The sequence below is a fragment of the Nocardiopsis nanhaiensis genome (assembly GCF_054778635.1).
Map to the genome: position 1 here is coordinate 18,360 of NZ_BAAGZJ010000097.1, position 10,492 is coordinate 28,851.

Below are 10,492 nucleotides of genomic sequence, written 5' to 3' on the forward strand. Positions count from 1 at the left end.
GTTCACCGCTCCTCATCGTGTTCCGGGCCCACCGCGCGCAGGGTGAAGACCATCGTCAGCCCGCCGCCGGGGGTGTCCTCTGGGCCGAGGGTGCCGTGCATCGCCTCAACGAAACCACGTGCCACGGCGAGTCCCAGACCCACCCCAGTGCCCTGGGGCGCGTCGCCCAGGCGCTGGAACGCCTCGAACATGCGCTGCTTGGCCTCGTCCGAGACGCCCGGACCCCGGTCCACCACGCGCAACTGCACGCTGTCACCGTGTGCGCTGGCCGCCACCAGTACGGGCGTGCACGGGTCGGGGTTGTACCGCACGGCGTTGGTGACCACGTTGGCCACGGCCCGGTCCAGCAGTCCCGCGTCCACACGGACCCGGGGCAGGTAGTCCGGCACGTCCACCACGACCGCGTCGCCCGGTACCCCCAGCAGGGCCGCCGGGAGCACCTCCTCCAGGGCCACATCGCACAGCACGGGGCGCACGCTGTCGGCCTGCACCCGGCTCATGTCGAGCAGGTTCCCGATGAGCAGGTTCAGCCGGTCCGCGGACTCCTCCACGGTCTCCAGGAGCTCCTCGCGGTCCTCGGTAGGGAGTTCGATGTCTGTGGCCCTGAGGCTGGACACACTGGCCTTGATGGACGTCAGCGGGGTACGCAGATCGTGGGAGACCGCGGCCAGCAGTGCCGTGCGGATCCGGTTGCCCGCCACCTGCCCGCGCGCCTCCGCCGCATCCCAGGCCAGCCTCTGGTGCTCCAACGCGATGCCCACGTGCGTGGCGAAGGCGACCAGTACACTGCGGTCGGAGGCGGGCAGGACCCGGCCGCGCAGGCCCAGGGCCATGGTGTCGGACATGCCCACCAGTGCGTCCGCCTCGTCCGGCGACTCACAGGCCGGGGCGCCCACACTGTGCACCGGGTGCCAGCGGCCGTCCTTCCGCTCCAACAAGGTCGCCGACCGCTGCCCGAAGGTCTCTCGGATACGCCGCAGCAGCGCTTGGAGCGGCTCGTTCCCGGCCAGCACGCTCGCCGCCAGCAGCGAGACGGCGTCCGCCTCGGCCCGCCCGCGCGCCGCTTGTGCCGACCGCCGCGCGGCCATCTCCACCATGACGGCAACCAAGGAACCCACCAAGACGAAGGCCGCCACGGCCAGGAAGTTGTCCAGGGACACCGAGGGTCTCCCGTGCAGCGGTGACAGCAGCACCGTGAGCAGGACCGCACTCCACAGCGCCGATGCCAGCGCCGGGGGCAGGCCGCCCACGGCGGCGGTGGCCACCGTGATGAGCAGGAGGAACAGGGGGTCCGACGCGGGGCCCACCTCGGAGAAGAAGGGCAGGGCCAGCCCCAGGCTCAGCAACGGCGGCGCCAACAGCGCCAGCGCCCATCCCCACACCCGCCGGTGCCCGTTCAACCCCCGGCCCGGTGCCGGAAGGAGCCAGCGCCCGCGCCCCGCTTCTTCGTGCGTGACGATGTGCACGTCGATGTCACCGGACTCCCGGGCCACCAGCACACCCACGCCGGGCCCGAACACGTACTGCCACGGCCGCCGACGCGAGGAACCGAGGACGATCTGGGTGGCGTGGGCGCCGCGGGCGAACTCCAGCAGGGCGGAGGGCACGTCGGTTCCGACCACCTGGTGGTAGCTGCCGCCCAGCTCCGAGAGCAGGCGGCGCTGCCGCTCCAGTTCGGCGGTCGGCCGCTCACCGATGCCGCTCGGCGGGACCACGTGCACGGCGAGGAGGTGGCTCGGCTGGGGGCCGCCGCCGCGGGATCGGGCCGCGACCCGGGCCGCGCGGCGGATGAGCGTCTCCCCCTCGGGGCCGCCGGTCAGCGCCACGACGACCCGTTCCCTGGCCTCCCACGTGCCCCGGATCTCGTGCTCGCCCCGGTACCGGGAGAGCCCTTCCTCCACGCGGTCGGCGGTCCAGAGCAGGGCGAGTTCGCGCAGGGCCGCCAGGTTGCCCTCGCGGTAGTAGTCGGCCAGGGCCGCGTCCACCCGTTCGGCGGGGTGGAGGTCGCCGTGGGCCATCCGGCGGCGCAGCTCCTGGGGGGTGACGTCGACGAGCTCGACCTCCTCCGCAGCGCGCACCACCCGGTCGGGGGCGGTGTACTCGGGCGGGACTCCGGTGATCTGGCGGATCACGTCGTAGAGGGAGTCCAGGTGGTGGATGCCCACCGTGGACAGGACATCGATCCCAGCTTCCAGGAGCGCCTCCACGTCCGCCCACCGCGTGGGGTTGGGCGAACCGGGTCCGTTGGGCCGGGCCAGATCGTCGACGAGGACCAGCTGGGGCGCCCGGGCGATCACGGCCGCGGTGTCCACCGACCCGGCGGAGTGCGGGGCCACGGTCTCCAGGCCCTCGAGCAGTGCCGAAGTGTGGGCCCGGCGGTGGGTGTGGACCGCGCCGACCACGACGTCGACGCCGAGTTCCGCCCGGTGGCGCGCCTCGGCGAGGGCGTGGTGCGTGGTGCCGACCCCGGGGGCGGCACCCAGGTGGATGCGGAGTCTTCCTCGAGTCACGCCTCCCATTGTGGGACCGCCGGTCCGTGCACGGCTCCCTACAGGTGTGATCCCGGTGACGCGGGGGTTCGGAAGGGGGCGGTGCCCGCGTTTGGGTGGTCGGTGTCCGGTAGAACTAAAGGGCACTTTTCATCAACCCAGACCACGAGGTACCCCCATGGGACAGCCCCCGCCCCCGCCCGGCCCCCAGGGGCCCCAAGGCCCCTACCCGGGCCAGCCGCCGCAGGGGCCGCCGCCCGGCTACGGACAGCAGCCCCCGCAGGGCCCGCCTCCGGGATACGGGCAGCAGCCACCACAGGGTCCGCCCCCCGGCTACGGGCAGCAGCCGCCGCAGGGCATGCCCCCGCAGGGACCTCCTCCCGGACACCCGCAGGGCCCGCCCCCGGGATACGGCCAGCAGCCCCCGCAGGGTCCCCCCGGCCAGTTCCCGCCGCAGGGTCCCCCTCCCGGGTTCGATCCGCAGGGCCAGCCGCCCGGGGCGCCGAAGAAGAAGACCGGGCTGATCATCGGCGGTGCGGTCGGCGCCGTGGTGCTGATCGTGGCCATCGGCGGTGTCCTGGTGGTCGCCAACTCCAGCGGTGAGTACGTCTCCATGCCCGACGACTGTGTGGAGGCGGTCGGTGACGACGCTGCCTCCAGCGCCTTCGACGGGACCGCCCCCGCGCTGTCCGGCGGCTTCACCGAGCACGATGTCGAGTCTGACGGCCGCTACGGGGAGCTGAGCTGCGAGGGCAACTCCGGCGACCGCTCGGTCAGCTTCAACGTGGAACTCTTCGACCCGGAGCACCCGGACATCCTCGAGGACGAGGAGAGCGTGCGCGAGCTCTTCGAGGGGGACGCACTGACCGACGAATTCCTCGAGGAGGAGACTCCCCAGGGCCAGCTCACCCAGGAGGAGCACGGCCAAGGGATGTACACCGAGACCCTGTGGGACGAGACCTCGGTCGGTGACCAGGGCCTGGCCCTGGCCGTGTCGATGGGAGGTGCCGACGACGACCTCTTCGACATGGGCATGGAAAGCTTCGCGGTGGGCGCCTTCCTGGACGGCAACGTCGCCGGTGGCGTCATGATCAGCGACAGCGGCGACGTGCTCACCACGGAGCAGCTGTTCAGCCTGGCCGAGGACGTGAGCGCCCAACTCCTGACCCAGGTTTCCAGCGTGGCCGAGTAGCCGCACGAAAAGTCCACCCGAGAGGCTGAACCAGTATGACCGAACCCACGCGGCGCGCGCGGTCAGGGCGCCGTCGCTGGCCGCTCGTGCTGGCGGCGGCCGGTGCGGGAACGGTCCTGGTCGCCGGCGGGCTGGTCGTGTGGGACCAGATCACCCACGACTACACCAGCCTGCCCGGCGACTGCGAGGAGCTGCTGCCCGCCGACGTGGCCGACCGCCTGCCCGGAACGGACGCCTTCGAGCTCCGGGGCGGGCGGTCGGAGGGGGACGAGGACGGGGTGCTCCAGCTGGTGCACTGCGAGGCGGCCGGCGCGGTCTCCGGCGACCCGGTCGACTTCAGCCTCCAAGCCGTCCTGTACGACCCGGAGGAGCGGGAGGAGGTCCGCCGCATGCAGGCGATGCTCGCCGAAGGCCAGCTGGAGCGCGAGTCCGACGACTTCGAGCTGGAGTACTCCGACCCGCCGATGCAAGCGGTGGAGTGGCGTTCGCTCGCGGTCGGCGACGGCGGGTACGCGACGGCCTCCCAGCTGATCAGCGAGGACGAGGGGCGCGCCGCCGAACTGTGGGCCTCCCTGGAGTACTCGGTCGCCAACGTCCGTGTGAGCCTCTTCCACCACACTCAGGGGCCGGTCGCGCCCCTCGACAGCCTGGAGGCGTTGGAGGGCGTCGCGGAGGACCTGCAGCTCAAGCCTCCGGAATGAGCTTGCCCGGGTTGAGCACACCCTCCGGATCCAGCGCCGACTTCACCGCGCGCAGCACCTCGCCGCCCAGCGGGCCGAGTTCCGCCGCCATCCACGGCCGGTGGTCGGTGCCCACGGCGTGGTGGTGGGTGATGGTCCCGCCGTTGGCGACGATCGCGTCGGAGGCCGCCCGCTTGGCTCGGGCCCAGCGGGCGGCCGGGTCGTCGCCCGCGGCCGTGGCCACCGTGAAGTAGAGCGAGGCGCCGGTCGGGTACGTGTGCGAGACGTGGCACTGGACCACGGCCCCGCCCTCGTCGTCCTCCAACGCGCCGGTCAGCGCGCCCACCACCGCCCGGTACAGCGGAAGCAGGTCGGTCCATGACGCGGCGGTCTCCAACGTCTCGGCGAGGATGCCCGCGGACAGCAGGGTGTCGCGGAGGTAGGGGGCGTGGAAGCGGGTCTCCCGCCAGTGCGCCACCGGCCCCGGTCCGTACGGGGTGCCGCCCGCGGCGGTCATCACCTCGCGGACCGCGGCTGCGCGCGCCTCGACCTCGGCGTCGGCGCCCTCGAAGCCCAGAACAGCCTGGCAGCCGGGGACGGCCTCGCGCCCGCCGATGGCCGCGTTCACGAAGGTTTCGGTCTCGTCGGAGATCCGCGCCATGGTGGGCCGGGTGTCCGACTGCGCGAGCACGCGTAGGGCCGCCGCCCCGGTGGGGAAGTCGGGGAAGGACCACGCCTCGTCCAGGACCCGCTCCGGACGCGGCCGGACCCGCACGGCGACCTCGGTGATCACGCCCAGCGTGCCCTCTGAGCCGACCAGCAGGCGCCGCAGGTCCGGGCCGGCCGCGGGGGCCGGAGGACCTCCGGCCTCCAGGGTGCCGCGGGGGGTGGCCATCCGCAGGCCCACCACCATGTCCTCGAACCGGCCGTAGCCGGATGAGGCCTGGCCGCTGGACCGGGTGGCGGCGTACCCGCCGATGGTCGCGTATTCGTAGCTCTGCGGGGTGTGCCCGAGGGTGAGCCCGTGCTCGGCCAGCACCGCCTCGGCGTGCGGGGTGCGTACGCCCGCGCCCAGGACGGCCGTCAGCGAGGTGGTGTCCAGGGAGACCAGGGCGTCGAGTCGGCGCAGGTCAAGGGCGATGACGGAGGGAAAGCCGCCGTCCACCGGAGTGAGTCCGCCCACTACGCTCGTGCCGCCGCCGAAGGGCACCACGGCCACCCGGTGCGCCGAGCAGACCGCCAGCAGCCGCTCCACCTGGTCGTGGTCGGCCGGGTACAGCACCGCGTCGGGCGCGGGCGAGGCCTGTCCCGCGCGCCGGGCCAGCAGGTCGGGTGTGCTCTTGCCGCCGGTGTGGCGGAGGCGGACCGCGTCGTCGGTGCTCAGGTGATCGTTTCCCACGACCTCGGTGAGCGCTGCGCGGAGGCTGACATCCAGGCGGGGCGGGGGGAGGGGCACGTCCTCCTCGGCGACCGGGGGCATGTCCTCGGTCCGGGCGCGCAGCACCTGGGAGATGAGTTCGCGCAGGCCGGGGTCGAGTTCCTTCGCCTTGGCCGGGTCGCCCCAAGCGAACCAGCTCATGTCCGGTGCGGTGTCGGTGGCGTGGTCAGTGCGAGCATCGTGGGTCATGCCCTACAGTTTTACATATGGCGTCAAAACGTAACGTAGAGGACGAGATTCTCGACGCGGCCCACGACTGCGTCGAAGCCTTCGGGGTGCGCCGGACCACCCTGACCGACGTGGCCCGCCGCGCCGGGGTCAGCCGCCCCACCGTCTACCGGCGCTGGCCCGACGTGACCGCCCTGGTCGCGGACCTGCTCACCCGTGAACTCCGCAGCATCCTCATCGCGGAGGAAGTGGAAGCCGAGCGGGAGGCGGAGCGGGAGACGGAACGAAGTGCGGGGGCAGAGCGGGACGCGGCGCCGGAGAGCGTTCGGAAGCAGCTGGTCCGGCACGCCTCCGGGGTCGCCCGGGCGATGCTCGCCCACCCCCTGGTCGGCCGCATCGTCGACACCGAGCCGGAGCTACTGGCCACCTACACGTTCCACCGGCTGGGCAGCAGCCACCGGGCCGCCCTCGAACTGGTCGAACCGGCCGTCGTCGAAGGGCAGGCCGACGGCTCCGTCCGCGGGGGAGACCCCGGCGTCCTCGCCCACATGGTCATGGTCACCGTGCAGAACACCGTGACCTCCCGCCGACTGTTCGCCGACGTTCTCGACCAGGAAGGCCTGGTCGACGAACTGGCCGCCCTGCTGGACGGCTACCTCCAACCCTAAGGACGCCTCCCATGCGCCAGAACGACCGCTCCACGTCCCTCAACGCCACCCAACGAGCCGCTGACCTCGCCGAACTGGAGGCCCACCCCGAGGTGGACGTTCTGGTGGTCGGCGGGGGAGTCACCGGGGCCGGCGTGGCCCTGGACGCCGCCTCCCGCGGCCTGTCCACCGTGCTCGTCGAACGCGACGACCTGGCCTTCGGTACCAGCCGCTGGAGCTCGAAACTCGTGCACGGCGGTCTGCGCTACCTCGCCAAGGGGCAGGTCGGCATCGCCTACGAGAGCGCCCGCGAGCGCGACGTTCTCATGCGCGTCACGGCGCCCCACCTGGTCCGCCCGATGCCCATGGTGATCCCGGTCCACCGGGGCACCGGTCTGGCCAGGACGCTCTTCCTACGCGGCGGGCTGGGCATGGGCGACCTGCTGCGCGTCCTGTCCAGGACGCCCGCCAACGTCCTGCGCGCACCCCGGTTCCTCAACGCACGACAGACCCAACGCCTGCTGCCGGGGGTCGAGACCGAAGAGCTGCTCGGCGGCATCCTGTCCTTCGACGGCCAGCTCGTCGACGACGCCCGGCTGGTGCTGGGCATCGCCCGCACCGCGTCCCGGGAGGGAGCCCGGATCATCACGCGCTGCTCGGCCGACAACGTCACCTCGGACGGTGTGGTCCTGCGCGACGAGACCGACGGGCGGATCATCCCGGTGCGGGCCCGAGCGGTGGTCAACGCTACCGGGGTCCACGCCGACGCCCTCGACCCGAGGATCCGGCTGAGCCCGAGCCGCGGCACCCACCTGGTCCTCGACGGGGCGGCGCTCGGGAACCCCAAGGCCGCGCTGACGGTCCCGCTCGAAGGGAGCGTGAGCCGGTTCGTGTTCGCGCTGCCGCAACCTGACGGGCGGGTCTACGCCGGGCTCACCGACCAACCGGTGGACGGTCCGGCCGAGCGGGTTCCCGAGGTGCCCGAGGAGGACGTCGACTTCCTCCTCGCCCAGTTCAACCGGGCGTTGTCCGCCTCGCTGACCAGGTCGGACGTGATCGGTGCCTTCGCCGGACTGCGGCCGCTGCTGCACGGGTCCGGGACGAGCGCGAGCCTCTCCCGGGAACACGCCGTGTCGGTCGCGCCCAACGGGGCGGTGACGGTGGTCGGCGGCAAGCTCACCACCTACCGGGCGATGGCGGAGGAGGCCGTGGACACGCTGGTCACGGTGCACCGGCTGCCCGCTGGCCGGTGCCGGACCCGCGAGATACCGCTGGTCGGTGCCGCGCCGCACGGGGAGCTCGACGCCGTCGACGCGCCGCGGCGCCTGGTGGCCAGGTACGGGACCGAGGCGGTGGACGTGGTCGCCGAGGCCGGGGGAGACCCTGAGCTGCTGGCCCCGATCGTCCGGGGCATCACCCCGGCCGAACTGCGCTTCGGCGTGCGGCACGAGGGCGCGCTGGACATCGCGGATCTGCTGGAGCGCCGGAGCCGGATCGCGCTGGTCGACGCCGACCGCGAGTTGGCCGAGTCAGCGGCCAAGGAGGCGCTCGCGGCGGTGGGCTGAGCGCGAGGAGGAGGGGCTCGGGGAACGGTTCAGGGGGGAATTGGGGAAACTCGCCACACCCCGTACCCCTGTTAAGCGACGATGTGATCGCGTAAGGTCATACCGGTTCGAGCCTCCCTCCCCCCTCGGACACTCCCGCAGCCGCCCCCGTTCCGGCTCGCCCGTCCACTGAGCCGTCCCGCCGAAGGAGTCAGCCATGCCGACGCTCGTTGCCGTGCCAACCCTCACCACGACCGAGGACAGTGTCCTCCAGAGGGTTCCGGACGAGTACCGGCACTTCTTCAGCGGTCGACGGCCGGTGCCGTTCACCAAACGCCGCTGGGAGTTCGCTGGTGAGCCGATCAGTGTGCCGCTGGTCCGGGCCTTCCTGGAAACCTGCGCGGCCGGGAACGACTCCGACTACCAGTACGTGTTGACGCTGCTCGGCGCAGAGCTGGCCACCAACGCGATCCGGCACAGCAGGTCGGGGGAGCCCGGTCAGACCTTCGTCATCCGGGTGGACCGGGGGCCGAACGGGCTGACGGTGACCTGTCGCGACAACGGGACACCCGTGAGCGCGCTCAGGGGAGAGGGCGGCCAGTTGTTCGCCGCTTCGCCCGAGGAGCGGCTAACCGCCGAGGACGGGCGGGGTCTGGCGCTGATCGACAGCTTCGCCACCACGTGGGGGGACAACGGGCACCCGAGTATTCGCAAGGTGTGGTTCCACCTGGCCTACGACCTCACGGGGAGTTCCTGGCCCGCGGCCTGATCCGGGATGCCTGGCGGGGGATGCCTGGCGCGGGATGGCCCGGTCCGGGTTATCTGTTCGGGCTGGTGGTTCGGGCTGCCTGACCTGGGGTCGGTGTGAGCGGCACTTGCCAGGGGGCGTGGTGCATGCCACTATTTCCTACTTACAGGTAACTTTGTGGCGCGGGTCACGGAATGGCGCGTTTCCGTGCATCCTCGGGACCTTCTGGGGTCTGTCCGGGCGTCACGGTCGCCTGTACGTCGGCACCGTTCACCGAACGCGGTCCGCGTCTGCTCTGACCGCCCGTGCCGCCTCCCCAGCGGCCTGTCCCCCAAGGTGCCCCCATGGACACAGCCCTCACGACGGTCGGTCTCCCGATCGCTCTCGGCATCATCATGCTGGGTCTCGGCCTGTCCCTGACCATCAAGGACTTCACCCGCCTGCTGTCGATGCCCTGGACGATCGTGCTGATCTTGGGCTGTCAGATCGTCCTTCTGCCGGTCTTCTGTTTCGGCCTGGTACTGGTCTTCGTCAACTACTTCGACCTCTCGCCGCTGCTCGCCGTCGGCATGATGATGATGGCCGCGTCGCCGGGCGGTACGACCGCGAGCCTGTACAGCTACCTGTTCAAGGGCAACGTCGCGCTCAACATCTCGCTGACCGCGATCAACTCGCTCACCGCGATGGTGACGCTGCCCCTGATCACCGGCTTCTCACTCGGCTACTTCACCGACGGCGGGTCCATCGGGCTGCAGGCCGACAAGATGGTGCAGGTCTTCGCCGTCATCCTGGTTCCCGTCGCCATCGGCATGTTCATCCGGGCGAAGATGACCTCGTTTGCCGAGGGCATGGAGCGGCCGGTCAAGCTCGGTTCTATCCTCGTGCTCATCTCGGTCATCGCCGGCGCGATCGCCGCCGAGTGGGCCAACCTGCCCGAGTACATCGTGTCGGTGGGCCTCATGGTCCTGATCTTCAACGTGGTCAGCCTGGTGGTGGGCTACTGGGCGCCCCGCATGGTCGGTACCAAGCGGCCGGAGGCCATCGCTTCCTGCATGGAGATCGGCCTGCACAACACGACGCTTTCGCTGACCATCGCGGTGACCGTTCTCAACAGCACGGAGATCGCGATTCCCTCGGCGGTCTACGGCGTGATGATGTTCTTCACGGCAGCCGTCGCCGGTGTGCTGCTCACCCGCCGCAACGCCCGAGAGGAAAAGGCCGAGGCCGCTGGGACCGCTCGGACCGCTGAGGGACCTGGGGGACCTGGGGGACCTGGGGCCGCCGGAGCCACGGAACCGACCGGCTGATCAGGGCACCAGTGGTGCTGTCATCAGGGGTGCTGTCACCAGGGATGCTGTCACCAGGGGTGCCACTGGAGCCGGTGGGTGGATATGGGTGTGGGGTCCTTGGTGGTTGGAGTTCCCTGTCTGCTTGGGGTTGCCTCTCTGGGTTGGGGTTCCCTCCTTTCCCGCCGCGTGATTGTGGCCGTCTCCGCTGCGCGCCTCAAGGTCGTCGCCATCGAGCGCTTCGCGCGTCAACGGCGCTCCACCTTGACCCGCTCCGCTACGACGGCGGGTTGGCGGCTA

The 10,492-nt window shown here is 71.5% G+C and carries 8 protein-coding genes; 6 read left to right on the forward strand and 2 right to left on the reverse strand.

Annotation, left to right across the window (positions count from 1 at the left end):
* Positions 1–2: 2 nt before the first annotated feature.
* Complete coding sequence (locus tag ACYVD1_RS30280) at positions 3–2,519, reverse strand: ATP-binding protein (RefSeq protein ID WP_460777926.1); 2,517 nt, start codon at positions 2,517–2,519, stop codon at positions 3–5.
* A 148-nt stretch (positions 2,520–2,667) separates the two neighbouring features.
* Here ACYVD1_RS30280 and ACYVD1_RS30285 point away from each other — a divergent pair, with 148 nt between their 5' ends.
* On the forward strand, positions 2,668–3,681 hold the full coding sequence (locus tag ACYVD1_RS30285) for a hypothetical protein (RefSeq protein ID WP_460777927.1): 1,014 nt from the start codon (positions 2,668–2,670) through the stop codon (positions 3,679–3,681).
* Between the two features lie 35 nt (positions 3,682–3,716).
* Complete coding sequence (locus ACYVD1_RS30290) at positions 3,717–4,382, forward strand: hypothetical protein (RefSeq protein WP_460777928.1); 666 nt, start codon at positions 3,717–3,719, stop codon at positions 4,380–4,382.
* Here ACYVD1_RS30290 and ACYVD1_RS30295 read toward each other — a convergent pair.
* Positions 4,366–5,988 carry an FAD-binding oxidoreductase gene (locus tag ACYVD1_RS30295; protein ID WP_460777929.1) on the reverse strand — a complete coding sequence of 541 codons (1,623 nt, stop codon included), beginning with the start codon at positions 5,986–5,988 and terminating at the stop codon, positions 4,366–4,368. The genes ACYVD1_RS30290 and ACYVD1_RS30295 overlap by 17 nt on opposite strands.
* A 17-nt stretch (positions 5,989–6,005) precedes the next feature.
* On the opposite strand from ACYVD1_RS30295, the gene ACYVD1_RS30300 reads away from it, so the two are divergent.
* The 4 genes from ACYVD1_RS30300 (at position 6,006) to ACYVD1_RS30315 (ending at position 10,213) form a co-directional block, all read left to right on the forward strand.
* Complete coding sequence (locus tag ACYVD1_RS30300) at positions 6,006–6,635, forward strand: TetR/AcrR family transcriptional regulator (RefSeq protein ID WP_460777930.1); 630 nt, start codon at positions 6,006–6,008, stop codon at positions 6,633–6,635.
* Positions 6,636–6,646: 11 nt separating this feature from the next.
* Positions 6,647–8,179, forward strand: a complete 1,533-nt coding sequence (locus tag ACYVD1_RS30305; RefSeq protein ID WP_460777931.1) for a glycerol-3-phosphate dehydrogenase/oxidase — start codon at positions 6,647–6,649, stop codon at positions 8,177–8,179.
* 196 nt (positions 8,180–8,375) lie between these two features.
* Positions 8,376–8,927, forward strand: coding sequence for an ATP-binding protein (locus ACYVD1_RS30310; protein WP_460777932.1), 552 nt, complete (start codon positions 8,376–8,378; stop codon positions 8,925–8,927).
* A gap of 323 nt (positions 8,928–9,250) precedes the next feature.
* Positions 9,251–10,213 (forward strand): bile acid:sodium symporter family protein, encoded by a 963-nt coding sequence (locus ACYVD1_RS30315; protein ID WP_460777933.1) that lies wholly within the window; start codon positions 9,251–9,253, stop codon positions 10,211–10,213.
* The last annotated feature ends 279 nt before the right edge of the window (positions 10,214–10,492 follow it).